Origin of the sequence: Alistipes sp. AF14-19, assembly GCF_003461645.1 — a bacterium.
Classification (GTDB): domain Bacteria; phylum Bacteroidota; class Bacteroidia; order Bacteroidales; family Rikenellaceae; genus Alistipes; species Alistipes shahii.
In genome coordinates this window covers 145,214-171,923 of record NZ_QTXM01000001.1, presented here as the reverse complement: position 1 = coordinate 171,923, position 26,710 = coordinate 145,214, and the positions used below count along the sequence as shown (strand labels likewise).

General features: G+C 61.2%; 17 protein-coding genes. 3 read left to right on the top strand and 14 right to left on the bottom strand.

What is annotated here, in order from left to right; all coding sequences use genetic code 11:
- Positions 1-4 precede the first annotated feature (4 nt).
- The 7 genes from DWW03_RS00590 to DWW03_RS00560 all read right to left on the bottom strand — a co-directional run bounded on the left by DWW03_RS00590 (position 5) and on the right by DWW03_RS00560 (position 10,414).
- Entirely contained in the window at positions 5-442 is a 438-nt protein-coding gene (locus tag DWW03_RS00590) for a hypothetical protein (RefSeq protein WP_118406091.1), read from the bottom strand.
- A gap of 4 nt (positions 443-446) precedes the next feature.
- Positions 447-2,030, bottom strand: coding sequence for a regulatory iron-sulfur-containing complex subunit RicT (gene ricT, locus DWW03_RS00585; protein WP_118406090.1), 1,584 nt, complete (start codon positions 2,028-2,030; stop codon positions 447-449).
- A gap of 99 nt (positions 2,031-2,129) precedes the next feature.
- A complete protein-coding gene (locus DWW03_RS00580; protein WP_022061790.1) occupies positions 2,130-3,515 on the bottom strand; it encodes an MATE family efflux transporter in 1,386 nt (461 codons plus the stop codon).
- Between the two features lie 115 nt (positions 3,516-3,630).
- Entirely contained in the window at positions 3,631-5,670 is a 2,040-nt protein-coding gene (locus DWW03_RS00575; RefSeq protein WP_022061789.1) for a sensor histidine kinase, read from the bottom strand.
- 131 nt (positions 5,671-5,801) lie between these two features.
- Positions 5,802-8,255, bottom strand: coding sequence for an ATP-dependent Clp protease ATP-binding subunit (locus DWW03_RS00570; protein WP_118406089.1), 2,454 nt, complete (start codon positions 8,253-8,255; stop codon positions 5,802-5,804).
- A gap of 390 nt (positions 8,256-8,645) precedes the next feature.
- Positions 8,646-9,140 (bottom strand): metallophosphoesterase family protein, encoded by a 495-nt coding sequence (locus tag DWW03_RS00565; protein ID WP_022061787.1) that lies wholly within the window; start codon positions 9,138-9,140, stop codon positions 8,646-8,648.
- Positions 9,137-10,414 (bottom strand): replication-associated recombination protein A, encoded by a 1,278-nt coding sequence (locus tag DWW03_RS00560; RefSeq protein ID WP_022061786.1) that lies wholly within the window; start codon positions 10,412-10,414, stop codon positions 9,137-9,139. Before DWW03_RS00560 ends, DWW03_RS00565 begins: the two co-directional genes overlap by 4 nt.
- A gap of 312 nt (positions 10,415-10,726) precedes the next feature.
- Here DWW03_RS00560 and DWW03_RS00555 point away from each other — a divergent pair, with 312 nt between their 5' ends.
- The gene (locus tag DWW03_RS00555) at positions 10,727-11,293 is read left to right on the top strand and encodes a hypothetical protein (protein ID WP_118406088.1); all 567 of its coding nucleotides are present in this window, start codon (positions 10,727-10,729) and stop codon (positions 11,291-11,293) included.
- Positions 11,294-11,351: 58 nt separating this feature from the next.
- On the opposite strand, the gene aspS is transcribed toward DWW03_RS00555, so the two are convergent.
- The 6 genes from aspS to DWW03_RS00525 all read right to left on the bottom strand — a co-directional run bounded on the left by aspS (position 11,352) and on the right by DWW03_RS00525 (position 23,819).
- The gene (gene aspS / locus DWW03_RS00550; RefSeq protein WP_015547572.1) at positions 11,352-13,106 is read right to left on the bottom strand and encodes an aspartate--tRNA ligase; all 1,755 of its coding nucleotides are present in this window, start codon (positions 13,104-13,106) and stop codon (positions 11,352-11,354) included.
- A 279-nt stretch (positions 13,107-13,385) separates the two neighbouring features.
- Positions 13,386-15,563: an alpha-galactosidase gene (locus DWW03_RS00545; protein WP_118406087.1), complete on the bottom strand. Its 2,178-nt coding sequence runs from the start codon at positions 15,561-15,563 to the stop codon at positions 13,386-13,388.
- 127 nt (positions 15,564-15,690) lie between these two features.
- Entirely contained in the window at positions 15,691-17,868 is a 2,178-nt protein-coding gene (locus DWW03_RS00540; RefSeq protein ID WP_118406086.1) for a glycerophosphodiester phosphodiesterase family protein, read from the bottom strand.
- A 48-nt stretch (positions 17,869-17,916) separates the two neighbouring features.
- A complete protein-coding gene (locus DWW03_RS00535; protein ID WP_118406085.1) occupies positions 17,917-18,420 on the bottom strand; it encodes a DUF1735 domain-containing protein in 504 nt (167 codons plus the stop codon).
- A gap of 22 nt (positions 18,421-18,442) precedes the next feature.
- Entirely contained in the window at positions 18,443-20,386 is a 1,944-nt protein-coding gene (locus DWW03_RS00530; RefSeq protein ID WP_118406084.1) for a RagB/SusD family nutrient uptake outer membrane protein, read from the bottom strand.
- Positions 20,387-20,405: 19 nt separating this feature from the next.
- The gene (locus DWW03_RS00525; RefSeq protein ID WP_118406083.1) at positions 20,406-23,819 is read right to left on the bottom strand and encodes a TonB-dependent receptor; all 3,414 of its coding nucleotides are present in this window, start codon (positions 23,817-23,819) and stop codon (positions 20,406-20,408) included.
- Positions 23,820-24,136: 317 nt separating this feature from the next.
- On the opposite strand from DWW03_RS00525, the gene DWW03_RS00520 reads away from it, so the two are divergent.
- Complete coding sequence (locus DWW03_RS00520; protein ID WP_118406082.1) at positions 24,137-24,583, top strand: nucleoside deaminase; 447 nt, start codon at positions 24,137-24,139, stop codon at positions 24,581-24,583.
- 98 nt (positions 24,584-24,681) lie between these two features.
- Positions 24,682-25,620 (top strand): tetratricopeptide repeat protein, encoded by a 939-nt coding sequence (locus DWW03_RS00515; protein ID WP_022062114.1) that lies wholly within the window; start codon positions 24,682-24,684, stop codon positions 25,618-25,620.
- Between the two features lie 144 nt (positions 25,621-25,764).
- On the opposite strand, the gene queG is transcribed toward DWW03_RS00515, so the two are convergent.
- Positions 25,765-26,700, bottom strand: coding sequence for a tRNA epoxyqueuosine(34) reductase QueG (gene queG, locus DWW03_RS00510; protein WP_118406081.1), 936 nt, complete (start codon positions 26,698-26,700; stop codon positions 25,765-25,767).
- Between the last annotated feature and the right edge of the window lie 10 nt (positions 26,701-26,710).

Genomic DNA, 26,710 nt, shown 5'->3' with positions numbered 1-26,710 from the left:
TCGGTTATCTGCTTTGCTGCAGGTCGACGCCGACGGCTTCGACCCCGCGGACGGGGCGGACCGGCGTGACCGAGCAGCGGTAGTCGCCGTGCTGCGTGAGGCGGATTCGGCGGCGGTAGGGGATCGCTGCCTCGCGCATCAGGGCCGCGGGACCTTTCGGGTGCGGGATGACGAGCAGGAACCACTCCCCGAAGCGGAGCGAATCGGGGGTTACGGTGGCGATGCGGACCGTCAACGTGTCCTCCGCGAAGCGGTCGTTGCAGCGCAGGAAGATCACGGCGTCGCGCAGCGACACGGTGTCTGCGTTCGGCAGGCGGATTTCGGCCCGCGAGTCCCACCGGGCGGGGTTGACGTCGGTGACCGCCGACTGGTGGGGCGAGACGCAGCTTCCGGCCAGAAGCGCGGCCGCCACGGCCGCGATATGCCCTGCCGAGCGTTTCACCGCGCTATTGGTTTTGATGCGTTCCGCCGTTATTGCCGCCTTCGCTGCCGCCTCCGTTGCCGTTATTGCCGGCCGGGGCGTTTCCGCCGTTGTTTCCGTTTCCGTTTCCGTTTCCGCGGCGGCGGTTGCGGTTGTTGCGGCTGCGGTTTCCGCCCTCACGGCCGCCTCCGTTGTTTTCACGGGGTTCGCGGCCGTTGTTCTCGCGGGGTTCACGGCTGTTGTTTTCGCCTCGGTTATTGTCGCCGCGGCCGTTGTGCAGACGCTCGCCGTTGCTGCCGTTGCCGCCGTTCTGACGCTCCCCTCCGTTGCCTCCGTTGCGCGGACGGTCGTTGCGGCGCGGCTGCCTGTCGGGACGGCCGGGCTGTCCTTCACGCGGCTGGCGGGTCTCTCCGCCGGACTCCTGCGGCGTCTGTCCGTTCTGCCCTGCGGGGCGTCCCTGCTCGCCGCGGCCCTTGTTGTTGCGGCCGCCGCGCTTGCGGCGTTTGGCCTGGTCGAAGCGGGTGATGCTGTCCTCCTCCGAACGGTAGGTCGGCTCCTCGATCTCCGGGCGGATGTCGTCGGCGTCCTGCAACCGTTCGACCTTCTTGCCCTGGCGGTTCAGCGCCATGATCTCCCGCACGCGCGAAACGGGCAGCGTGGTGACGTTGGCCATCGCGTCCTTCGACGAAGAGAAGGTCATCGTTCCGGCCAGCACGTCGCTCTTGACGCAGAACCATTCGCCTTCGGCAGCCTGGAGCGGTTCGCGCAGGCGCGGGAACTCCTTGCGGGCGTCGACATAGGTGTCGTATTCGTACATCATGCAGCACTTGAGCTTCGAGCACTGCCCGGCCAGCTTCTGGGGGTTGAGCGAAATGTCCTGCACGCGCGCGGCTCCGGTCGTGACGCTCGAAAAGCTCGACATCCACGACGCGCAGCACAGTTCGCGGCCGCAGGCGCCCAGTCCGCCGATGCGTCCGGCCTCCTGGCGGGCGCCGATCTGCTTCATCTCGATGCGGATGTGGAACCGTTCGGCGAAGACCTTGATCAGTTCGCGGAAGTCCACGCGCTCGTCGGCGATGTAGTAGAAGATGGCCTTGATCTTGTCGCCCTGATACTCCACGTCGCCGATTTTCATGTTCAGGCCCATGTCGGCGGCGATCTGCCGCGAGGCGATCATCGTCTCGTGCTCCAGCGCGATGGCCTCCTGCCACTTTTCGATATCGTAGGGTTTGGCCTTGCGGTAGATCTTCTTGTATTCGCCGTTGTAGGGGTTGAATCCCGTGCGGCGCATCTGGCGCGCCACCAGGTCGCCCGTGAGCGACACGACGCCGATGTCGTGGCCCGGCGACGCTTCGACGGCCACGATGTCGCCCCGTTTGAGGTCGAGGTTGTTGACGTTCTGGTAGAACGAACGGCGGGTGTTCTTGAAACGCACCTCGACGATGTCGCTCGGCATGTTGACCGGGTACTCGTCGAGCCAGGCCGTTTCGTGGAGCTTGAAGCACCCGTCGCAGAGTTTGGCTTCCGGCTCCGAGCCGCAGTTGCAAAAGGCGCACCCGCGGCCCACTTCGGGTTTGCAGGCGCCCGTATGTCGTTTTTCGGTATCCATGATTGGGTATAATTTGCGTAAAGATACAAAATAATTCACAATTCAGAATTCAGAATTCACAATTTTGGCTTATTCGGGAACTATGCCTGCAAACTGAATTTATGAATTGCGAATTGTGGATTGTGAATTCCCGTTTGCATGCAAACGGCTGATGCTGCGGCGGATGCGCACGATCATCATCACGGCTGCGGCCGACAGTCCGAACGAGAAGCCCAGGAAAAGCCCCGAAGGACCCATGCCCATCGTGAAACCGAACAGGTAGCCCGCCGGGAGGTTCAGCAGCCAGTAGGAGACGAAGGCGATCGGCATGATGATCTTCACGTCCTGAATGCCCCGCAGGATACCCACCGAGACGTTCTGGATGCCGTCCGACAGTTGGTAGAGCGCAGCGAAGACCATCAGGTTCGAGGCGATGGCGATCACCTCGGCGTTGGTGGTGAAGAAGGTCGGGATCACGTTGCGCATCGTGATGAAAACCAGCGCTGCGAGGGCGTTCCACGCCAGCACGAGGTGGTACGACGCCTTGGCCGCGAGCGACAGTTGGCTGATGTCGCGCGCGCCGTAGCAGTGCGACACGCGGATGGTGGTGGCCGCGCCGATCGACATGACGATCATAAAGGCGCAGTTGCCGATGGTCGTGGCGATCTGGTTGGCGCTCATCGTCTCCTTGTTGAACCACCCCATCATAATTCCCGTGCCGACGAAGGCCGAGGCTTCGAGGAACATCTGCATCGAGATCGGCAGGCCCATGTGCAGCAGTTGTCTGACCGACGCCCACGAGTAGTTGCGCGGCGAAAAGCCTTCGAGATAGACGCGGTATTTGCTGCGGCTGTAAAAGTAGCCGATCATCAGCATCGGGGCGATGATGCGCGACATCAGCGTGCCCAGGCCCGCGCCCTCGGCGCCCATCTCGGGAAATCCGTAGCGGCCGTAGATGAACACCCAGTTGAAGCCGATGTTCGCGAGGTTGGCCGCGATCGTGACGAACATCTCGACCTTCGTGTTGCCCACGCCTTCTAGGAACTGCTTGAAGGTGAAGAACAGCATGATGAACGGCATGCTCCACACCAGCATCCTGTAATAGGGGATGGCCATGTCGACCACTTCGGCGGGCTGGCCGAGGTGGTACATCAGCGGAATGACGGCGTACTGCACGGCGGCCATCGCCACGCCCAGCAGTCCGTAGAAGAGAATGCCGTTCTGGAGCAGTCCCGACGATTTCTCGCGGTCGCCCTGCGCGTAGAGTTCGCCCACGAGAGGCGTCATGCCCAGTGCGATGCCGATGGCGGCGATGAAGAGGATGAAGAAGACGGCGCCGCCGAACGACACGGCGGCCAGCGGCGTGGGGTCGCTGCCTCCGTAGCGGCCGACCATCAGGTTGTCGGCGACCTGCGTGAGGATCTGCCCCAGCTGTGTCAGCACCACGGGCAGCGCCAGCCGCAGGTTGGCTTTGTATTGCTCTTTGTATGTTGCGAAACTGTACATTCGATTCGGGTATTGAGGTGCAAAGATAGCCATTTCCGCCGGGATTGCAATTCACAAACCCCTCCCGGGGCGGAAAAAGCGCCGGAAGGGGCTGCGAAAGTGCCCGCGGTGCGGATCAGTAGGGCAGTTCGATGCGGATGCAGCAGCCCCCGCTGTATTCGGGGCAGACGCGGATGTCGCCCCCGAGGCGGGTGACGATCAGGCGGCAGAGGTAAAGCCCGATGCCCGAACCGGGTTTGAAGGGGTCGACCTTGGTGAAGCGTTCGAACACCCACTCCTGCTTTTCGGGCGGGATGCCGATGCCCGTGTCGCTGACGCTGATTTGCAACGTGCGCCGGGGCTCGTCGTTGCGGCAACGGAGCGTGATGCGTCCTGCGGCGGTGAACTTGGCGGCGTTATGCAGCAGGTTGTCGACGACGCGCGTCAGGTAGAAGGCATTGGTGGGTATCTCGATCTCCGTTCCCGCTTCGTTGACGTATTCGACCGCCGGATTGTCGCCGAGCTGCTTTTGCAGCTCCAGCCGTTCGGCGCAGAGCAGGCGGATGTCGGTCTGGGCGACCGGGAGCGGGCTTTCGGAACTGACGAGCTGCGAGAGTTCGAGCATGTTCTCCAGCAGGGCGGTCAGGGCCGTGGTGCTCTTCCAGATCTCGGCCTGAAAAGCCTGCCGGGCCGCAGGCTTCTGTTCCGTGAGCAGCAGTTCGGAGAAGCCGTTGATGGCGTTCAGCGGCGTGCGTATCTCGTGGCACATCGAGTTGATGAAGGCGGTCTTCATTTTTTCGCTCTCCTGGGCGCGGCGGCTTTGGCGCTGCGCCTCTTCGCTGGCTGCCATGAACTGCGTGCGCGCCAGCTTCAGCCGCCGGACCATCGCCTGCTGGTAGGCGGCCCAGCCGGCGAGCAGCAGCACGATGCCGCCGGCGACAAGCAGGAAGAGTTTGTTGCGGTCGGCCAGCCGGGACTTTTCGAGTTCGAGGCGGTTGACGTCGTAGAGCGCCTGCATCTCGGCCAGCTTGCTCTGCGCCTGGTCCATGCGGCTGTGGTAGCGGAAGTCGTTGCCTTTCCGCATGGCTTCGAGGGCTTTTGCGTAATCGCCCGCCTTTTCATACAGGTGCGACTGCGCTATGTAGATGGAGCCGAGATCCGCCTTTTTGCCGGTCTCGGCGTAGTGGGTCAGCAGCGAATCCATGTAGGCCGTGCTCCGCTCGTAGTCGCCCCTGTCCCGGTAATAACGGGCGCTGGTGTTGTATATCTCCTCGCGGTCGCCGCGCCCGCGCGCCAGCTCCATGCATTTGTCGTAGTAGCCGTCCACCTCCTCCCGGGTGAGGAGGCCGCCCAGGAAGACCATCTTGCCGTAGGACCGCATCAGGTATTCCGCCGAGTCGCGGCGGGGGCGTTCGAAACGTTTGTCGGCAGCCACCCACGCGCGGTGCAGGTCGATGCACCGGCCGATCTGACCGGCGGCGCGCGGATCGTCGGCGTAGAGATAGATGTCTGCAAGTTCCTCGCGGCAGAGTTTTTCGAAGTGAACGCGTTCCTCCAGCGGGTATTTTTCGAGCTTGGCGAGAGCCTGCTCCACATAGGGGATGGCCTGGGGAATGTTGCCGTAGGCTTCGGTGGCGATCGACGAATAGTCGATGGAGAGTCCCGTGAGGAATTCCCATTCGATCTCCTCCTCGGGGGTGAGGCTGCCCGGTTGCCGCTCGCGGAACTCCGCCTGCGCGCGGTCGATCGCCTCGAACGAGTTGGCCACCGACATCTGCTTCCAGAGCCAGAAGGCGTTGAGCGATGCACGGAACAGCGCGAAGCGGCGGTCGGGCAGGAGGCTGTCCGCAAGGCGGACGTACTCCAAAGCCCGTTCGGGCTGCTTCGCCGAGAATCCCTGCACGAGCCGGTCCAGCGCCTCCCGGCATCCGTAGTCGTCTCCGGCTCCGGCGGCTTCGGTGAGTGCGGCTTCCCAGTAGAGGACGGCGAGCGCCGTGCTGTCGGCGCAGAGGTCGGCCAGCCGGACATAGGTCTGCTCCCGTTCGGCGGGCGTGCGCGCCCGGGACAGCGCTGCGGACAGGCTGTCGGCTTCAGTGGTTGCTGCGAACGCCGTCGTCGCGGCGCAGAGGGTTATAAACAAGGCCCCGGAGAGGGTTTTCAGAGAAATCGGACGCATTCGGTTTCTCTGAAGAGGTATGAAATATTCGCACAAATTTAGGAAAAATGGAAAATATCGCATCCTTTCCTGCCGGAAAAATGCGAAAAGGGGCCGGGAAACGATCCCGGTCCCTCTCTGCGAGCGGTCGGTTATGCCACGCGCAGTTTTACGCCGCGGCCCTTGTCCGACTCCACGATCACGGTGTCGCCCTCGTGGAGCTTGCCGTCGATGATCAGCGTCGAGAGCGGTTCCTCGACGTTGTCCATCAGCGTCCGCTTGAGCGAACGCACGCCGTAGCGCGACTCGTAGCCCATGGCCGCCAGCCGGCGTTTGGCCCCTTCGGTGATCTTCACCTTGTAGCCCAGCCTGCCCGTGCGGGCCATCAGCCCCTGCAATTCCAGGTCGACGATCCGTTCCACGTCGGCGATCTCCAGCGTGCGGAACAGCACGATGTCGTCGATGCGGTTGAGGAACTCCGGGGCGAAGGTGTGCTCCAGAGCCTTGCAGTACTCGCTCTGGGGCGTCCGGTCGGCCACGGCGCTCTTCGAGGTGGTGCTGTAACCCACCTGCACCGATTTCCGGACCACGGCCCGCGAACCCACGTTCGAGGTCATAATGATGATCGTGTTCCGGAAGTCGACCTTGCGTCCCGAGCCGTCGGTGAGGTGTCCTTCGTCGAAGATCTGCAACATGGCGTTGAAGACCTCGGGATGGGCCTTCTCGATCTCGTCGAAGAGCACCACGGCGTAGGGCTGACGACGCACGGCCTCCGTTAACTGGCCTCCTTCGCCGTAACCGACGTATCCCGGGGGCGAGCCGATCAGGCGCGCCACGTTGTGTTTTTCGCCGTATTCGCTCATGTCGATCCGGATCAGCCCGCGGCGCTCGTCGAACAGCCATTTCGACACCTCCTTGGCCAGCAGCGTCTTGCCGACGCCCGTGGGCCCGACGAAGAGGAAGACGCCGATGGGGCGGTTTTCGTCCTTCAGTCCGGCGCGCGAACGGCGGATGGTGCGCGAAATCTTCTCCACGGCCTCCTGCTGTCCCACGACACGCTTGGCGAGGTGTTCGCGCAGGGTTTGCAGACGGATCATCTCGCCGTCCGAGACGCGCTCCGCAGGGATGCCCGTCATGGCGGTAATCACCTCCTGGATATGCCTTGCGGTGATCTCCACGGGGTTGCTTTCGAGCGAGCGCTTCCATTCGGCGCGGCTCTCGCCCAACTTCGAGCGCAGCGCGATTTCCCGCATGCGCGCCGAGGCGGCCTTCTCGTAGACCAGCGCCTCGACCGCTTCGCGGCGTTCGCGTTTGGCGTCGCTGAGCGCCGTCTTCATGGCCCGCAGCTCCTCCGGTTCGCGTGCCGATTGCAGGTGCGCCCGCGAGCCGGCCTCGTCCAGCGCGTCGATGGCCTTGTCGGGGAAATAGCGGTCGGTGACGTAACGCCCGGTGAGCGTCACGCAGGCCTGCAACGCCTCCTCGGTGTAGTGCACCTTGTGGTGGCGCTCGTAGTGGGGCGCGATGTTGCGCAGGATCTGGAGCGTCTGCTCGGGTGTCGTCGGCTCGATCACCACCTTCTGGAAGCGGCGTTCGAGGGCCGAGTCGGTCTCGATGTTCTCGCGGTACTCGTCGAGCGTCGTGGCGCCGATGGTTTGCAGTTCGCCGCGCGCGAGGGCCGGTTTGAGGATGTTGGCCGTGTCGAGGCTGCCCTGCGTGGAGCCGGCGCCCACGATGGTGTGTATCTCGTCGATGAAGATGATCGTGTCCTTGGCTTTGCGCAGTTCGTCCAGAAGCTGCTGCATGCGCTCCTCGAACTCGCCGCGGAACTTCGTGCCCGCCACGAGCGACGAGACGTCGAGCGAGAAGAGCGTTTTGTCGGCGATGGTGTAGGGCACTTCGCCGCGCGCGATGCGCAGCGCCAGCCCTTCGACGATGGCGCTCTTGCCCACGCCGGCCTCGCCGATCAGGATCGGGTTGTTTTTCTTGCGGCGCGAGAGGATCTGCACCACGCGTTCGATCTCCTGCTCGCGGCCTATGATCGGGTCGATCTTCCCCTCGCGGGCCAGCCGCGTAAGGTTCACGCCGAACTTGTCCAGCAGGTGGGCCGGGCCTTTCTCCTCGTTCCTGTTCTCCTCGCCGAAGTCGAGCATGTGAACCTGCACTTCGGTGCGGAAGTCGTCGCCCACGGCGAATTTTTGCAGGTCTCCGGACACGCTGTCGGCCGTCACGCCGTACATCTCCAGTACGCGCGCGGTCGCCGTCGAACGGTCGCTGATGATGGCCAGCAGCGCGTGGGCCGTCGACACGCTCCGGGCGACGCCCGGCATTGCGAGCAGTTCCTCGGTGAAGTCGCGGTAATACTCCTCGGGCGACCGGGTCTCCTGCTGTTTGGCGCTGATTACCTCGCGTTCGATGCGCAGGCGCACCTGATAAAGCTCCCAGTCCTTGAGCCGGGAGGATAAAAGCTGGTAGGCGAGCGACCCCTCTTCGCGGAGCAGTTCCAGCGTGAGGAAGTCCTTGAGCGAATGCGTCATTCCCGCCTTCGTCGTGTTGAATGCCGAACGGGCGATGATGCCCTCCAACGTTTTCGAAATTTTTGGTTGCATGTTGCGTCGTCGTTATGAATTCGCCATACTAACGAGAGCGCGTATGTGATTATTATGCGGCCGTTTTTGTTTAGTGTCTGAACTTTGGTGGCTGACGCAGAGGCCTTTCCGTCGGACGGGCATTTTCGGAGCAGCCCCAAGGCATCGGGTTTACCGGCTGACTTCCAATATCTTGCGGGCTTTATCGGAGTGTTTCCGGACGGAAATGTATAGAATCGGCTTTTTTATGACGCGACTTGCCGGAATGTTTCGGATATTTCGCTGACGATCACCGAAATCCGCCCGGAATGCATTTCCGGCCTTTTGGGGTATAAAATTTTATTTCGGGTGATTTTGTGACGGAAAAGGCTCTCCCGGACAGTCGGTTTTAGCTCTCCGCCCGCCGGGTTTTCAGTTGCGGGGCCACTCGCCGACCTCCATGTCGCGCATCTCCGCGCCGTCGATCGTAAGGCGTACGGCCGTGCGGACCTTGTGGAAGCCGAACTCCCCGGCGGCTCCGGGGTTGACATGGAGCAGGTCGTAGACGGGATCGTAGATGACTTTGAGGATGTGGGAATGCCCGGCGATGAAGAGTTTCGGGTGCACGGACTGGATTTTCTGCACGGCGCGCGGGTCGTAATGGCGGGGATAACCTCCGATGTGGGTCATCAGCACCTGCACCCGCTCGCACTCGAAGGCCTGGAACGCGGGATAGACGCGGCGGGTCATGCCGCCGTCGATGTTGCCGCTCACGGCGCGGAGCGGCTTGAATGCGGCGATCCGGTCGGCCAGCTCGATCGAGCCGATGTCGCCCGCATGCCAGATTTCGTCCACGTCTTTCAGAAATTCGCGGAGCGTGTCGTCGAAGGTTCCGTGGGTGTCGGATATAATGCCGATGCGTTTCATTGGTACTTCTCTTTCCACAGCTGCGCCATCCGTTCGGCGATTTTGGCCTCGGCGGCGTTCTGCGTGTCGGGTTCGTAGAACTTCGTGCCCGAAAGGCTCTCGGGCAGGAACTCCTGCTCGGCGAAATGCCCCGCGTAGTCGTGGGCGTATTTATAGCCCTTGCCGTAGCCCGCCTTGTCCATCAGGCGGGTCGGGGCGTTGCGCAGGTGCAGCGGCACGGGACGGTTCGTGGTGTCGCGCTCGACCAGCGACATCGCCTTGTTGATGGCCATGTAGGCCGAATTGCTCTTGGGGCTGGTGGCCAGGTAGATCGTCGTCTCGGCCAGCGTGATGCGCGCCTCGGGCATGCCGATCTTGTGCACCGTGTCGAAGCAGGCGTTGGCCAGCAGCAGGGCGTTGGGATTGGCCAGCCCGATGTCCTCCGAGGCCAGGATCACCAGACGCCGGGCCAGGAACCGCGGCTCCTCGCCCCCGGCCAGCATCCGCGCCAGATAGTAGATCGCGGCGTTGGGGTCGCTGCCGCGGACCGATTTGATGAAGGCCGAAATGACATCGTAGTGCTGTTCGCCGTTCTTGTCGTAGAGGGCGATGTTCTGCTGGAGGCAGTCGGTGACGTACCGGTCGGTGATCGTCACCTTGCCGTCAGTGGCCCCGACGACGATTTCGAGGATGTTGAGCAGCTTGCGCGCGTCGCCGCCCGAGAAGCGGAACAGCGCGCCGGTTTCCGTGACCTCGATGTCGCGCTCTTTCAGCTCGGTGTCGGTCGTCAGGGCACGGTCGAGCAACGTTTGCAGGTCCTTGTCTTCGAGTGACTTGAGGATGTAGACCTGACAGCGGCTCAAGAGCGGCGAGATCACCTCGAACGAGGGGTTTTCGGTCGTCGCGCCGATGAGCGTGAAGACGCCCTGTTCGACGGCCCCTAACAGCGAATCCTGCTGCGATTTGTTGAAGCGGTGGATTTCGTCGATGAACAGCAGCGGGGCCTTCTGGTCGAAGAACCGCTGCTTGCGCGCCGACTCGATCACCTCGCGCACGTCCTTCACGCCCGACGTGACGGCCGAGAGGGTGAAGAACGGGCGTTCCAACTGCGTGGCGACGATCTTCGCCAGCGTGGTCTTGCCCACGCCCGGAGGTCCCCAGAGGATGAACGACGGGACGTTGCCCGTCTCGAAGAACTTGCGGAACACCCCGTTTTTGCCCACGAGGTGCTCCTGCCCGATATATTCGTCTATCGTGCGGGGGCGCAGTCGTTCGGCTAAAGGAATGTTCGGCATGGCATGTTCGATTTATTAGGAACAAAGATAGGAAATTTTCAAAAAATAATCCTATATTTGTCGAACATACTGACAAACACGGAAAGTGTAAGTCTGTTCCCGAATCGTGAACGTAGGAAATTCATTGCAAGAGAGGAATAGGCAAACATCTTGCCGCGTCGTATCCGTATTCTGCGGGTATAGGCGTGGGAGCTGTCGCTTATTTTATCTTGCAAGGTATCCTACGACCTACGATTCTGAAATGGGCTTCGGCACCACGCTTTTCTTTTTTGTTTATGCCGCCGGGGTGCGGGTGGCTGAAAAGCCTCGATTATGAAAAAGTTATTGCTGACGATTTGTTCCTCGTTGTTTTGTGTGCTGTCCTATGCGCAAACGGAACATTTGACGTTCAAAGGTCTGCCGATAGATGGCAGCAAACAGGAATTTGTGAAAGAATTGCAGCGCCAAGGATATGTGTATGTAGATGACGATATTTTATCTGGTACATTTATAGGCCGGGATAGTTATGTTTTTATTTATGATACACCCATTACGAATACCGTATGGCAAGTCGGGGTTTTGTTCAAATCGACATATGACACATGGAGCCTCATTAAAAGAATATATGACGACTTGGTGGATGTTTACACGAAAAAATATGGTGCTCCTATCCTTGATCAGAAAGAGTTTAAGTCGCCATGGAGAGAGGGTGATGGACATGAGTTATTTGCCTTGCGGTCTGATCGGTGTGTTTATAGAACGGTGTTTGTGTATATAAAAGATAGGATGGATATTGGATGTGTTGAGATTCGCATGGCAAATGACTGTCGAATAATAATATTATACGAGGATAGTATTAATTCTGATTTGTTAACAAAAGAGCGAGCTAATGAAATTTGAATGAAAAAAGAGACTGTCGTCTATAGACAGCCTCTTTTTTTTGTTGCATTCTAATTTATTACTCCTCCGGCTTGCGCAGTTGCAGATACAACTCGTCGAGCTGCGTCTGGTCGATGTAGCCCGGGGCGTCGAGCATCACGTCGCGGCCGGCGTTGTTCTTCGGGAAGGCGATGTAGTCGCGGATCGACTCCGAGCCGCCGAACAAAGAGCACAGACGGTCGAAACCGAACGCAAGGCCGCCGTGAGGGGGCGCTCCGTACTTGAAGGCGTTCATCAGGAAGCCGAAGCGCTTCTGCGCCTCCTCGGGCGTGAAGCCCAGCAGTTCGAACATCTTCTCCTGCAACTTCGAGTCGTGGATACGGATCGAACCGCCGCCGATCTCCGTGCCGTTGCAGACGAAGTCGTAGGCGTTGGCGCGCACGCGGCCCGGGTCGCTGTCGAGGTATTGCACATCCTCGAGCTTGGGCGAGGTGAAGGGGTGGTGCACGGCGTAGTAACGCTGCGTCTCGTCGTCCCACTCGAACAGCGGGAAGTCCACCACCCACAGCGGGGCGAACTTCTGCGGGTCGCGCAGCCCCAGCTGCTGGGCCACTTCGAGGCGCAGGGCGCACAGCTGCGTCAGCGTCTTGAACTTCTTGCCGCAGAGGATGAAGACCATGTCCCCGGCCACAGCGCCGCAGCGCTCGGCCATGGCGCGCACCTCCTCGGGGGAGTAGAACTTGTCGATCGACGACTTCACGCCGTCCTCCGCGACGCGAATCCAGACGAGGCCCTTGGCGCCGATCTGCTGCCGCTTGACGAACTCCGTCAGCGAGTCGATCTGCTTGCGGGTGTACGCGGCACAGCCCGTGGCGGCGAATCCGGTGATGTATTCGGCCTCGTCGAATACGCTGAAGCCGTGCCCCTTGGCGAGGTCGGTGATCTCCGCGAACTCCATGCCGAAGCGCAGGTCGGGTTTGTCCGAACCGTATTTCTCCATCGCCTCGATCCACGGCATGCGGCGCAGCGGCTCGGTCAGCTCGATTCCCATCACATGCCTGAACATGTGCTTGGCCCAGCGCTCGAAGATTTCGAGCACGTCCTCCTGCTCGACGAACGACATTTCGCAGTCGATCTGCGTGAACTCGGGCTGGCGGTCGGCGCGCAGGTCCTCGTCGCGGAAGCAGCGCACGATCTGGAAATACTTGTCGTAGCCGGCGACCATCAGCAGCTGCTTGAGCGTCTGCGGCGATTGGGGCAGGGCGTAGAACTGGTTGGGCGACATGCGGCTCGGCACGACGAAGTCGCGCGCTCCTTCGGGCGTCGAACCCACCAGGCAGGGGGTTTCGATCTCGAGGAATCCCTCGTCGGAGAGGAAGCGGCGGATCTCCTGGGCCATCTTGTGGCGCAGAATCATGTTGCGTTGCAGGGGCGGACGCCGCAGGTCGAGGTAGCGGTACTTCATGCGCAGGTCGTCGCCGCCGTCCGAGACCTCTTCGATGGTGAAGGGGGGCACTTCGGCTTCGTGCAGGATGGCCACCTTCTCGGCCGTGACCTCGATGTCGCCCGTCGGCATTTTGGGGTTTTTCGACTGCCGCTCGACGACTTTGCCGACGACCTGGATGACCCATTCGCGGCCCACGCGGCAGACCGTTTCGCGCGCCTCGGCGGGGGAGTGTTCCTCGACGACGATCTGGGTGATGCCGTAGCGGTCCCTCAAGTCGATGAAGGTCATGGCGCCGAGGTTCCTCACTTTCTGCACCCATCCGGCCAGGGTGACGGTTTGGTTGACGTTGCAGGCCCGGAGGCAGCCGCAGGTATGGGTTCTGTACATGGCGATATGTTATGTTTAGTCGTTACGATCCGCAAAGTTAACTAAAATTCATAATTCATAATTCATAATTCATAATTAAATGACAGGATGCCTTGTTAAAACCTTTGTGTGTGAAGAACGCCGCCGCCGGAATTGCAGCGAGGCGGATGAAACGGCGGATATGCAGGGAAAAGAGCGAAAAGAGATGCGGAATCCCCGAAACGAACCTCCCGGGACCGGGCGTCGTTTCGGGGATTTGTTGGGCGGCCCGGATTTCGGACAGCCGTTTCTGACCGATAATTACTCCACCGCTTTGAGTTCGAGTACGCGGCTCGCATATTCCTTGCCCACCGTGAATTCGAGTCCGTTCTCCATCAGGAACGCGCCGCTGAAGGTCTTGCCGTCCTGCGGGACCGGCTTCCCGTCGACGTTCAGTTCGGTGATCCGGTAGCGTTTGCCGGGGTCGAGACCCGCCATGCGGAAGGCCGGCGACGGCATGTTGAGGAAGTGCTCCAGCTTGTAGACGAACCAGACGGCGCGGTCCTTTTCGGGTGCGACGTACATCAGCGATGCATAGCCTGTCTTGTCGTAGGGCGAGATCAGCCGGTAGAGGTCGCCCTGCTGCACGATGGGACGGATCTCCTTGTAGTCGGCGATCGCCCTGCGTGCGAACTCCTTCTCTTTGCCGGTCATCTTTGAGGGTTGCAGTTCCAGCCCCAGGCGTCCCGACATGGCCACGTCGAAGCGCAGTTTGAGCGGAACGTTGCGGCCCGTCTGGTGGTTGGGCGAGGCGCTCACGTGCGAGGCCATCGCCACGGCGGGATAGAAGTTCGACACGCCCCATTGCATGTAGATGCGTTGCAGGGCGTCGGTGTTGTCCGAGGTCCAGAATTCATCGTAGTAGGGCAGGACGCCATAGTTGACCCGGCCGCCGCCGCTGGCGCACGACTGCATCACCAGACGGGGATATTTCTCCTGGATGCGCCGCAGCACCTTGTCCATGCCGCGGTGGTACTCGATGTAGAGGTGCGATTGCCGGTCGGCCGGCAGGAAGGTCGAGCCGTAGTTGTAGAGCGTCATGTTGTCGTCCCACTTGATGTAGGCGATGTCGGGATGCGCGGTCATCAGACGGTCGACCACGCTGAAGACGAACTCCTGCACCGCGGGGTTCGACAGATCGAGCACCTGCTGCGTGCCGCCGCGGCCCTTGCGGTTTTCGCGGTAGGGCTGCTGGATCACCCAGTCGGGATGCTTCTCATAGAGTTCGCTCCGGGTGTTGGTCATCTCGGGTTCGATCCAGATGCCGAACTTCACGCCGTGTTTGCGGGCCGACTCGGTCAGACCCTCGATGCCCTGCGGCAGTTTCTCGCGGCAGACCGTCCAGTCTCCGAGGCTCGTCTCGCCGTTGTTGCGCGGGTATTTGTCGCCGAACCAGCCGTCGTCCATCACGAACAGTTCGCCGCCCAGGTCCGCCAGGTCGGCCATCATCCGGTCCATGCCTTCCTGGTTGACCTTGAAATAGACGCCCTCCCACGAGTTGAGCAGCACGTCGCGAAGCTCGGTTCCGTGGTTGAGCCGGTGGAGGCGCGCCCATCGGTGGATGTTGCGGCTCACGCCGCTCTTGCCCTCGTCGCTGAACGTGAAGGCGAATACCGGGGTCGTGAAGACCTCGCGGGGTTGCAGCGTGTATTGCGACTGCTCCTCGTTGATGCCCGCGAAGAGGTGCGTGGTGTGGGTGTTGTCGTTGTCCAGGGCGATGCGGTAGTTGCCGGCCCAGGCCAGCGTGCCGCCGATGACGCGGCCTGTCAACTCCCGGGGGCGTCCGTCGAGCGAGATCATCAGCGAGGGGTTGTCGCGCTGCGTGTTGCGTACGCCGTCCTTGTTCTTGAGCACCTTCATGCCGTCGGTCAGCGGTTCTTCGTGGAGGTAGCATTCCGCTCCCCATGTGCCGTGGAAATGCGTCAGCCACGTGTCGCCCCGGCGGACGGGCATGTAGGCCGATGCGAACCGGTAGAGCGTCACGGGTTTCTTCTCCGTGTGGCTGATCTCGGTCCACGTCTCGATCACCTCGCAGTCGTCGTAGGTCTTGTAGAAGAGCGTCACGAAAAACGGGTAGTGCTTGTCCTTCATGGCGATGGCGGTGGTTTCGGAGCCGTCCCTGCGGTCGCGCGACACCGACTCGACAGCCAGTTCGAGCGACATCGAACCGTCGCCGTGCGTCGCCTGAATGGCTACTTCGCGGTAACACTGGGCGCCGAACTGCGGGTAGGCCGCATCGCCGAACGCCGCTCCGCTGGCGAGGATGTCGTCGGGCGAGGCGACGCGCGCTCCGAAATACTGGAACAGAGGGGTTTTGCCTTTTTCTGCCGTCAGCAGCAGCGAGGAATTCCGGGTCGAGAGGAGGATGTTTTCCGCCCGGAGCATGCCGCCGGACAGCAACGCAGCGCCGGCCCATGCCAATACCAAAAGTTTCTTCATTGCAGGGTTGTCGTATAAGGTTGATTTCGGGTATAAAACTAATAAAAAAACGCGGATTCCGCAAAGAACGCAGGCCGGACGATTGTCCGGCCTGCGAATCCAGAAATCCGAAACGGAGCCTCCGCGGTTATTTCGGGGCCGTGACGAACGGTGTCTCCAGCAGTTTTTTCAGCGTGGCGGGGTTGTCGGTGGTGATGTAGTCGACACCCAGCGCGATGCAGGCCATCATGTCGGCCGTCGAATTGACCGTCCAGGCGTTGACCTCGATTCCGCCGGCGTGGGCTTCCGTCACCCACTCGGGTTTTTTCGAAAGCACGGTCGAATACTGGTAGTCGATGCCCGAGAGCTTGTCCGCCGCGACTTCGGCAGGAGCCTTGTCGCCGCCCAGATACTGTACGCCGGCCGCGGGCATGGCCGCCCGGAGCTGCTTGCAGACCTCGTAGTCGAAGGCGATGTAATCGACCCGCGTCTCCATCGACTTCGCCTTGACGGCGGCCACGACGGCGTTGACGGCCCGCGTGTTGCTTGCGGCCGAACTGTGGGTCTTGATTTCGCAGATCAGTTTCATCGAAGCGTCCTTGGCGCCCTGCTCCAGATAGGCGTCAAGCGTCGGCAGTTTTTCGCCGTTGGCCAGCGTGAGGTCCCTGATCTGTGCATAGGCGCTCTCTTCGATCCGCAGGTCGCTGCCTGCCACCGTCGCGTTGTGGTTGATCACCGGCACGTCGTCGTCGGTGATCCAGACGTCGAACTCGGCGCCGTGGATGCCCAGTTTCTGGGCGTTGGTCAGGGCAGCGATCGAATTCTCGGTCGAATTCTCCACGCCGTCCTGATGCTGGCCGCGGTGCGCGATGATCCGGGGCATCGAGACGGAGGGATTGTCGCAGACGGTGAATTCGACCGTGCCGATCGGGTATTGGCTGCCGTTGCGGACGAGCGTCATGAAATACCGGCTCGTTCCGGCGGGAATCCCTGCGGGGAGGGTCACTGCCAGCGACTGAAGGGTATTGTCGCCGGAGGCTTCGGTGAATGCGGCGTCGGCCGTGAACGCTGCGGTCACGTTGGCCGCCGAGGTGAACTTTACCTTGTCGCCGGCTGCGAAACCGTTGCCGTAGATCGTATAGGTGTAGCCTGCGCCGATCTCGCACCTGGTCAGGTAGGCGAGGTTCGAGAGTGCGAATTCTACGGGCGTCTGGCCGGCGAACGCCGCATCCTGGTAGAGCAGGGCGATCTGGTCCCCGGTCAGCGCGTCGTCGAAGACGCGGGCCAGAACCACTTCGCCGTTCCATGCGTTGCCCATCGAACCTACGGCCGAGTCGCCGCCCAGCGCGAACCACCGTGCGCCGTCCTTGGCGTGGATCAGTTCGCCCGGAGCGTCGGCCGTGCCCTTGAGTTGGCCGTCCACGTAGATATAGGCTTTCTCGGCGGTTTTGTCCCAGACGCCCACGACGTGGTAGTAACGGCCCGGTTCGGGCGTCACGTCGCTCTGCGCCCAGCGCCACGTGCTTTTGCCCGTGGTGCTCACATTGGGCAGGAACGTGATGCAGGCCGGATGGCCTCCCTGGCCCTCCTTGCAGATCAGGAAACCCGTGCCGCCGGCTTCATGCGCCGAGAAGGGCTTGTACTCCTTCGTGCCGTCGTTGCGGTTCGAACGCAGGACGACCTCCAGCGTGTGGCCGTCGTCCAGACCCTGCTTGAACGTCTCGTTCGTGTAGTAGTCCACCCGGTAATAGGAATCCTTGCGGGAACCCTGCCCCGGGGTGTGCGTGTAGTTGGTCACGATGCGCTTGTAGACGTCGTGGTAATAGCAGGTCAGCGCCGTGCCGGGGTAGGAGAGCACCTCGTTCTTGAGCGGCGATACGTCCTCGGCCGTGCCGTCGGCGTGGAAGACAACGTCGAGCAGGTCGGCTTTCGGCGCTTCGGGCGGCACGGGTCCGGGTTCCTGCGTGATAGTGAACTCCTCGACCAGCGTGGGGTCCGAGACCGAGATGAACCGGACTACGCCGGAGCGCTCCCTGCTCACGGTGTTTTCCGGAATCAGAATCGCCAGCGTCATGCCGTCGACGGTGGGGTGGGTGAACCAGTCGGTCTTGCTCTGGTCTATCGCATAGGTCCATTTGCCGTCGGTCGTTACGGTGAACACGACCGTGCTCCCTTCGTAGGGGATGGTCCCGTTTTCGGGGGCGAGGTTGGACGCTACCGAGAACGCGACGTTTTTCCATTCGGCCGTCTCGTCGTCTTTGCACGACGGGCAGAGCGCCAGGGCGAAAGCCGTGAACAGAAAAAACGATAAAAACCCTTTTTTCATATTAGGAAGGTTATGTGGTTAATTTTTCAGTTGATTGATCCGGCCGGGTCATTGGTCGTTTTCAGGCTTCTCCGTCGTGGGGCGGACCGGGAAGATCAGCACCGTGGCGGCCGCCGCGTTCACCTCCGTGTCGGGACTGCCGACCGAAACGGGCAGCACGCAGCGACTGTCCGCCGTGATCGCCGAGACGTCGATCCGAATGCCGATCTTCGCGGTGTGGGCGTTGTTGTCGAGCCGCACGGCGGCGGTCGGGAGGTTGTAGCAGGCTTCGGGCATCAGCACGTAAGCCGTACCGTTGGCCTTGTTGTAGGCGGCCAGCGCTTCGGCGTCGACCGAGAGTGCGGCCGTCGAACCGCCTTCGTTGTAGCCGCTCCGGTAGATCCACACCTCGTAGTCGACCGCTGCGGCATCGGCCGTCAGGGCGACCTGTTGCAGGCCGTTTTTCGGGATCAGCACTTTCGAGCCGATGTCGTATCCGATCTCTTCGTTGTCGGAGCACCCGGCCAGGCAGGCTGCCGCCGACAGCGCGAGCGCTAAAAATAGCTTTTTCATGGTCGTTTCTTTTCGCTAATGGTTAATAACCCGGATTCTGAACCAGCTGGCCGTTGATGTTGAGCTGCGAGTTGGGGATCGCCAGCCAGTAGTGTTTCGGCGTGGTGAAGATGCGCGTGTCGTTCTCCTTCATGTCGACCAGCTTGTAGAACTTCTCGGGCGTGTCGCCCTCGATGTTCCAGGCCTTCGGGATGGGGCGCAGGCACTCTTCGGCGATCTTCCAGCGGCGGATGTCGTGGAAACGGCGTCCCTCCATCAGGAACTCGATCGAACGCTCGCGGCGGATGATGTCGCGCAGCTTCTGGCCCGAGGGGATGCCGCCGGCCCTGCTCCACGACTCCTGGAACGTCGGAAGGCCGCAGCGCGAGCGGATCTTGTTCAGGCACTCGTAGCCGTAGTCGCTCAACGTGCCGTCGTACTCGAAGTCGGCTTCGGCGTAGCTTAAGTATAGCTCGGCGATGCGCATGTAGGGGAAGACGTAGCTCATGTAGGTGCTGACGGAGTAGTTTCCGCTTGAGTTGAGCGTCATCTTCGACTGTTCGTTGACCCATTTCTGGCAGAAATAACCGTTGTAGGACTGGTATTCGTTGTCGTAGCTGCCGGTGAAGCCCTGCGGCTCGCCCTTGTGCGCCTTGATGGTCATTTTGCCGCCGTTGAAGCGGTACGTGCCCCGGTCATAACCCACCGACGCATAGAAGCGCGGCTCCTTGTGGAGGTGCATCTCGACCGTCCCGGCCGCCTTGTTGTAGGCCAGCGGGTCGATGTCCTTCGTCTCGGGGTCGTCCTCCCACGGAAGTCCGTTCCGGGTGTAATACATCTGGACGGCCTCGAACGTCGGGCACAAATAGCCGCGGTAGGCGCCCGACACCTTCGTGTAGTTGTTGGCCAGGTGGCAGCCGAACTGCTTCTGCGTGTAGGTGATCGAGCCTGACTTGTTCAGGCTCATCAGGTACTCGTTCTGGTTCAAGAACTGTGTCGCGTTGCCGTCGCCGGTGAAGATGTAGGTGTAGTTGGCGCGCCCCAGTTCGAACGGGTCGGTCGTGCTGGTGCTTTTCGACACGGAGAGGCCCAGTTGGCGGTCGTCCATCGTGTAGGCTCCCGTTTCCTTCGAAGCCTCCACGCAGTCGATAGCCTCCTTGGCGGCGTCCATCGCGCGTTTCCACTTCTCGGCGTCGTAGGTCTGGTTGATCAGGTGCGTGCCGTCCTTGTTGACGAAATCGGCGTAGAATTCCGAATTGCCGTTCACCAGCGGCGATGCGGCGTAGAGCAGCAGGCGGGCGCGGTAGGCCAGCGCCGTGGCCTTGATGGCGCGGCCGTACGCGATGGGACCCCAGTAGTCGGGCAGCATGTCGGCGGCCTTGCGGAACTCCTCCTCGATGAAATTGACGCACTCGTCGTAGGTGCTGCGCGGCACGTTCACGCTGCTGGCCGGCGCATTCAGGTCGATCTCCTCCCGGGCCAGTACGATCGGACCGTAGTACTCCAGCAGGATCTGGTGCAGGTGGGCGATCAGGAAGTGCGCCTCGCCCGACCAGTAGCGCAGGTTGGCCTCCGAGATGTCGGGAACAGAACCTATGTTGTTCAGGAAGTTGTAGGCATAACGGATGCCTTCGTAGATGTTGTACGAGTAGTTGCCCGTCGGAAGTCCCGAGGTCGTTCCCCACATGTTGAAGTAGGTGTTCGTCGAGGACTCCTGCGAGGTGGCGTATACGAGGCTCTTCCACGAGAAATAACGCACCGATCCGTAGTAACTCGAAATCAGGTCGTCGCCGCCGCTCAGGTCGGGCATGGCCTGCGCATGGAACAGGTCGGGGCACTTGCCGTAGACCATGAAGAGCATCTTTTCGGCCTGGGCCTGGGTCTTGTAGATGTCGTCCTGCGTGGGACTGCCCTCGGGAACGACATCCAGGAAATCGCAGGATGCGGCCGCGAGAAGGAGGGCTAACGCCATTGCTATTTTTTTCATAACGGTATCTTCTTTTGGATTAGAATTGGTATTGAACGCCGATTTTCGCCGTCCGCTGCAACGGGTAGGACAGGCCGTGGCCGCCGCCCTTTTCGGGGTCCCAGTAGTCGAACGGGGAGATGACGAAGAGGTTGTTGCCCGACAGGTAGACGCGGAGTTTCTTGATGGTGTAGCCCAGCTCCACGGTTTTCAGGCGCAGGTATTTGGCGTCGTGGATGTAGAAGGTCGAACTCTGGGTGTTGTTGGAGCTTAACTGCGAGGTCAGGCGCGGATAGGCCGCGTCGGCGCGGTTGTTGTCCTCCGACCAGTGGTTGTCGGCGATGTACTGCGTGATGCCGTAGCCGAAGTGCGAGGCGTCGCAGAACGGGTGCATGTTGTACATCCGCAGCGATACGTTGGATGCGCCCTGGAACATGAACGAGAAGTCGAGCCTGCGCCACTTCACCGTCGCGCCGATGCCGTACTGGATTTCGGGAACGGTCGGGCTGCCGGCCGTCGTCACGTCGTTGCCGTCGACGATGCCGTCGCCGTTCAGGTCGCGGTACTTGATGTCGCCGACCGTGTAGTTGCCGAACCGCTGTTTGGGCGAGTTGTCGATCTCCTCCTGCGAGGTGAACAGCCCGTCGGCGACCAGCACGCCGGTGATGGCGTTGACCGGATGTCCCACGACCGACATGTAGTCGTACATCAGGTCGCCTTCATCCTTCTCGACCACTTCGTTGCGCGAGAAGGTGAACGTGCCGCGCAGGCTCAGCGACCAGTCCTTGTTGAACTGCTTGTTGTAGACGGCCGAAAGGTCGACGCCGTGCGATTTCACACGTCCGATATTGCCGTAGGGCGTAACGCCCAGCAGGCCCGTCGACGAAGGCAGCGAGGTGCGCCGCATGAAGATGCCCGTACGGTCTTCGGTGAAGTAGGCGGCTTCGATGTTCAGCGCGTTGAACAGTCCCAGTTCGAGACCGACGTCGAGTTTCTTGGCCTCCTCCCACGTCGCGTTGGGGTTGCCGTAGGTGGTGATCTTCGGGCCTTTGCCCTGGGAGTTCCAGTTGTAGTAGAATCCCGATTCTTCGCCCATGGCCACGATGGAGCGGTAGGGGAAGCGCTCGCCCAAGGCGTCGTTGCCCGCCAGACCGTACGATACGCGGATCTTCAGGTTGCTGACCGTCTTGCGGATGCCGTCCCAGAACGACTCGTTGGAGATCACCCAGCCGGCCGCCGCCGAGGGGAAGAAACCCCAGCGTTTGCCGGGAGCGAAGTTCTCCGAGCCGTTGTAGCCGAAACTGGCCTCGAACAGGTAGCGGTTGTCGAATCCGTAGGTCACGCGGCCCGCCATGCCCTGCTCGCGGTAGGGCAGCAGGTTCTCCTCGCTCGTGCCGGCGATGTTGTTCTTCTTCTCGTTCATGCGGTAGACGAACATGGCTCCCACGTCGTGTTTGCCGAATTTGCGGGCGTAGTTCAGCGAGGCTTGCAGCGCGTAGCGGCGGTGGCCGCCGTTGCCGTCGGTGCTGGTCAGGTAGGTCGTGCCCGTGTCGCCGATCGAGTTGGTGATGAGATTGGCCGTGCCGTCGGGGTTGAGCGAACTGCCGTCCTCGACCTTGAAATAATAGGGGGTTGCCGTGCGGTAGGTCGCCGAATAGGTGTAGTTGTAGAATGACGCCGTGAGGTTGGCGCTCAAGCCCTTGGTGAAGAAATCCAGGTTCTGGTCCAGCGTGAAGGCCGTCGTCATGTAGGAGTAGTAGCGCTTGCCGTAGCCGCGGGACAGCTTGGCCAGCGGGTTGAGGTCGGTGGCGCCGGTGTCCCACGAGGCGTTGTTGCCGTAGCGCACGAACGTGTCGCCCTCTTCGGCCGGGAGCGTGGCCGGGAAACGTACCGGATTGGCGCGCATCGAGTAGTAGAACAGGTTGCCGATGTCCTCGATCGGGCGGGTGTTGTACTCCAGCTGGGCGTTGACCTTGATGCCGACGACCGTCGTCTTGGTGATGTTGGCGCTGACGTTGCTCTGGAAGATGTATTTCTGGTGGTTCATCTTCACGTCGTAGGGGTTCTGCTCGATGTCGGCGATGATGCCGTTTTCGTTCGAAACCGCTGCGTTGAGGAAGTAGCTGACCTTACGGCCGCCGCCGCGGATGTTGAGGTTGAGGTTCTGGTTGACCGAGAAATCCTTGAACATCAGGTCGTACCAGTCGTTGTTCGGATAGAGGTACTTGTTGAGTCCCGCCTTTGTGCCGTTGATCTTGTCGGCCGAGTAGAACGGCTGGTAGGCGTGGAGCGTTCCGGTCTCCTTGGCGGTGTTGAAGACGGCCTCGTTGTAGAGCTGCATGTAGGTCACGCCGTCGGCCACCTGCTGTACCATCGTGGGCATCGAGAAGGTGTTTTCCAGACGGACCGAGACGTTCATCTTCTCCGAGTTGCGGCCGTTTTTCGTGTTGATGAGGATGACGCCGTTGGCGCCGCGCGAACCGTAGACCGAGGTCGCCTGGGCGTCCTTGAGCACCGAGAACGACTCGATCGACTCGGGAGGCATGTTGTTGAGCATGTTGCTCAACACCTCCACGCCGTCGAGGATGATCAGCGGCGAGTTGCTCGACCCGAAGGTCGAAATGCCGCGGATGTAGAACGAGGCGCTGTCGTAGCCGGGTTCGCCCGAGGTCTGGCGCGAGATCATGCCGGCGATGTTGCCGGCGAACGCCGTGGTCAGCGAACTGGAGGTGATATTCAGGTCGGAGGGTTTTACGGAGGTGATCGAGGCGACCATCGACTCCTTTTTCTGCGTGCCGTAGCCGATGACCACGACTTCGTCGAGCGCGTTGCTCTGCTCGGCGAGCGATACGAGTTTGAACAGCTCGGTGTCCTCGACGTGGAGTTTCTTCGTGTCGAAACCGACGTACGAGAAGGTCACATATTTCGATTTGGCGGGAATGGTGAAGGTGTACGAGCCGTCGCCGTTGGTGATCGTGCCGGCCGTCGTTCCTTCGACGTAGATCATCACGCCGGCCAGCGGGGAGTTGTCGGTGCCGGAGATCACCGTGCCGCTGACCGTTTGGGCGACGTCGCGCGAACCGCTGGCGGCCTGGTAGATGCGGACCTGCGTGCCGCCGACCGAATACTGAAGGCCGACGTCGGGCAGGATCTGGTCGAGAATCCGGTTTGCGCTTACGTTTTTCTCCCTGACCGTTACGACCTTGGTCAGGATCGGTTTTACTTCATCCGCATAGATGAACCGCAGATCGCTCTGCGCCTCGATGGATTCGAGGACCTCCCGGATGCTTGCATCGGCTGCATCTATCGTTACATAGATGCTCCGGATCTGTGCGAGGAGATTTCCCCCCCCCCACGCGAGGCATAGGGTTCCGGACAGCAGCAGCGCGGCGACGAATCGCAGGACTGCCGGAAAATGCCCGTTCCCGGGTGCTTTTTGGCGAGTTTCTTCCATAATGGTTTTAATTGGTTCTGGTTAGTAATTGGTGTGGTTTCGAAATACAGAGTGCATGGTTTGGACCGTTTTTTGGGCCGGATGTGTGTGTTTTGTAGGAGCAAATTGAATTTAAGGGTTTTGTGGACTATTCCATTTGCAAATATAGAAATTATGCAATAAAATGCAAGCATTTCTTTGATTTTGATTTTTTCTTTTTGGAAGAAGGAGTGTTTTGAATCGAAATTGATGCGCCTGCGTCGCTTCCGGGTGGAGTTTGCCGGGCGCGGGGTGCGTTCTTCGGAAAAAATGGTTACTTTTGCCGAAAACAATCCGGCATGGAACAGCACGAAACCGACGAAAAATTCATGCGCCTGGCACTAAACGAGGCGCAAAAGGCGTTAAAACAACAGGAGGTGCCCATCGGTGCGGTCGTCGTGGCCGGCGGTGCGGTGATCGGGCGGGGGCACAACCTCGTCGAAACCCTGGCCGACCCCACGGCCCACGCCGAGATGCAGGCCCTCACGGCCGCTGCCGCGACGCTCGGGGGCAAGTATTTGCAGGAGTGCACGCTCTACGTCACGGTCGAGCCGTGCATCATGTGCGCCGGGGCGATCGGATGGGCGCAGGTGAGCCGCGTGGTGTGGGGCGCCGACGATCCCAAGAAGGGCTTCCGGCGTTACTCTGAGGCGGTGTTCCACCCCAGGACGACCGTGGCGCGGGGGGTGCTCCGGGAGGAGTGCGAGGAGTTGATGAACGGTTTTTTCGCGGGTTTGCGCGGATAGATTTGGTAAAAAAGGAATTTTTTTTATACTTTTGCATCCAACGCGTTTCGGACAGGGGCGCATGAACTGAAAAACTTATAAAATCGAATAGAAAAGCAATGAAAAAGTTATTTGTATCGGTTGTCGCGCTGTTGGCGGCGGTGTCGCTCTCGGCGCAGGATGTTACTGCAATCTACAACGAAGCCGCAGCAGCTTTCGGCGCCAAGGATTTCGCAGGCGCGGCCGCGAAGTTCGAACAGGTGATCGAGCAGGGGCTGGACAGCGAGGAGGCCGCGTCGCTGGTGGCCACGGCCAAGACGACGCTTCCCAAATGCTACTTTATGATGGGCGGCGGAGCGATCCGGACCAAGAACTACGACGAGGCGCTGAAGAATTTCACCAAATCGGCGGAGCTGGCCGAACTCTACGGCGACATGAGCCAGATGGCCAAGGCCAACGGCTGGGTGGCCAAGATCTATCAGATTCAGGGCGGCGACGCTTTCAACAACAAGGACTATGCGACCGCCGCAGGCGTGTTCGAGAAGGGCTACAAGGCCGACCCGGACAATACCGCGATGGCGCTGAACCTCGCCATGAGCTACTGCGAGATGGGCGAGTACGAGAAGGGTATGGACATCTACGAGGCGGTGGCCGCCAAGACGCACCCCAAGTATGCCGATGACGCCGCCAAGGCCAAGGAGATGATCGCCCTCTACACCAATAACAAGGTGGCCACGCTTCAGGCTGCCAACGATTTCGACGGTATCATCGCGATGGCCGACGCGCTGCTGGCGAAGAACGCCGAAAACGCTCTGGCGCAGAAGGTCCGCTTGCAGGCTTATGCCAGCAAGAAGGATTACAACAAGGTGATCGAGCTGGGCGAGGCTGCCGCCAAGGTGCAGACCGATCCCGAGGATGTGAGCCTGATGTACCTGACGCTGGGCGCCGCCTACAACGCCAAGGAGATGAAGCCGCAGGCCATCGAGGCCTTCCGGAAGGTGACGGCGGGACCGGCTGTCGAGAGTGCGAAAGCCGCGTTGGCCGAACTAACCAAATAGCCTGCGGGCTGCAGGAGGAAGAGGGCGGCCTGCCGGGTTTTCCGAAGGGCCGCAGACAGTGAGCCTCCGGCCCCATGAAATAAACCGCAGAGCGGGTTCCGGATTTCCGGAACCCGCTTTTTCGTGCCGGAGCGGGGGGCTGGTTCAGCGTTCCGACGGCTCTTCGGGTGCGGCGTTTCGAAGGGCGTTTTCTCGGATGCGGGTCAGTCCGCTGCGTGTCAGCGGCGTGCGGCCGCAGAGGGCTTCGAACGCCGCTTCATCCATGCCGAGCCACGTCGCGGCGTCCATCGCCAGCGGGTCGAACACGGCATCGAACGCCGCGTTGCGGTGCTGCGGGGCGCGGCGGTTCCAGGGGCAGAGGCTCTGGCACGCGTCGCAGCCGAAGATCCAGCCGTGAAGGTCCGTTTGACCGGGCTGTTCCCGCTCGATGGTGCGGCACGAGATGCAGCGGCCCGTGTCGATGGTCCTGTCCGGGGCGACGGCTCCCGTGGGGCAGTTGTCGATGCAGCTGCGGCAGGTTCCGCAGCGCGACCCTTCGAACGGCGCGTCGTAGCGGTCGGTCTCTTCGGTGAGAATCAGCTCGCCCAGCACGACGTAGCTCCCGTATTGCGGCGTGACGAGCAGCGACTGCCGGCCGATCCACCCCAGCCCGGCCTCTACGGCCAGCTGCTTTTCGGCCAGCGGCGCGGTGTCGACGAAGGCGCGGCCTCCCAGACCGGGGTGCGCCGCGCGCAGGGCGTCGAGCATCCCGCCGAGCATCGTCCGGAGGGTGGCGTGGTAATCCGCCGCGCAGGCGTAGGAGGCCACCTTCGTCCGGTGCCCGGGCGGATAGCCCTCGCCGACGCGGTTTTTGTACGACACGGCGCAGACCACGGCCGTGCGTGCGCCTTCGACCAGCCGGCGCGCGTCGAAGCGTTTGTCGACGTTGCGTTCCAGATAGCCCAGCGACGATTGGCGGCCGCGGGCCAGCCATGCGCGGAACAGCGCCTCGTTTTCGGCCAGATGGCGGCACGGGGCGATGCCGCAGAGGTCGAACCCTGCGCCGGCGGCGAGCCGTTTGATGTACAGATGGTCGATCATCGTGATAATT

What these genes read in the sequence shown, in the direction of transcription:
- ricT (WP_118406090.1), bottom strand. Translation starts at nt 2,030, where the DNA reads ATGGATACCGAAAAACGACATACGGGCGCCTGCAAACCCGAAGTGGGC.
- DWW03_RS00580 (WP_022061790.1), bottom strand. Translation starts at nt 3,515, where the DNA reads ATGTACAGTTTCGCAACATACAAAGAGCAATACAAAGCCAACCTGCGG.
- DWW03_RS00575 (WP_022061789.1), bottom strand. Translation starts at nt 5,670, where the DNA reads ATGCGTCCGATTTCTCTGAAAACCCTCTCCGGGGCCTTGTTTATAACC.
- DWW03_RS00570 (WP_118406089.1), bottom strand. Translation starts at nt 8,255, where the DNA reads ATGCAACCAAAAATTTCGAAAACGTTGGAGGGCATCATCGCCCGTTCG.
- DWW03_RS00565 (WP_022061787.1), bottom strand. Translation starts at nt 9,140, where the DNA reads ATGAAACGCATCGGCATTATATCCGACACCCACGGAACCTTCGACGAC.
- DWW03_RS00560 (WP_022061786.1), bottom strand. Translation starts at nt 10,414, where the DNA reads ATGCCGAACATTCCTTTAGCCGAACGACTGCGCCCCCGCACGATAGAC.
- DWW03_RS00555 (WP_118406088.1), top strand. Translation starts at nt 10,727, where the DNA reads ATGAAAAAGTTATTGCTGACGATTTGTTCCTCGTTGTTTTGTGTGCTG.
- aspS (WP_015547572.1), bottom strand. Translation starts at nt 13,106, where the DNA reads ATGTACAGAACCCATACCTGCGGCTGCCTCCGGGCCTGCAACGTCAAC.
- DWW03_RS00545 (WP_118406087.1), bottom strand. Translation starts at nt 15,563, where the DNA reads ATGAAGAAACTTTTGGTATTGGCATGGGCCGGCGCTGCGTTGCTGTCC.
- DWW03_RS00540 (WP_118406086.1), bottom strand. Translation starts at nt 17,868, where the DNA reads ATGAAAAAAGGGTTTTTATCGTTTTTTCTGTTCACGGCTTTCGCCCTG.
- DWW03_RS00535 (WP_118406085.1), bottom strand. Translation starts at nt 18,420, where the DNA reads ATGAAAAAGCTATTTTTAGCGCTCGCGCTGTCGGCGGCAGCCTGCCTG.
- DWW03_RS00530 (WP_118406084.1), bottom strand. Translation starts at nt 20,386, where the DNA reads ATGAAAAAAATAGCAATGGCGTTAGCCCTCCTTCTCGCGGCCGCATCC.
- DWW03_RS00525 (WP_118406083.1), bottom strand. Translation starts at nt 23,819, where the DNA reads ATGGAAGAAACTCGCCAAAAAGCACCCGGGAACGGGCATTTTCCGGCA.
- DWW03_RS00520 (WP_118406082.1), top strand. Translation starts at nt 24,137, where the DNA reads ATGGAACAGCACGAAACCGACGAAAAATTCATGCGCCTGGCACTAAAC.
- DWW03_RS00515 (WP_022062114.1), top strand. Translation starts at nt 24,682, where the DNA reads ATGAAAAAGTTATTTGTATCGGTTGTCGCGCTGTTGGCGGCGGTGTCG.
- queG (WP_118406081.1), bottom strand. Translation starts at nt 26,700, where the DNA reads ATGATCGACCATCTGTACATCAAACGGCTCGCCGCCGGCGCAGGGTTC.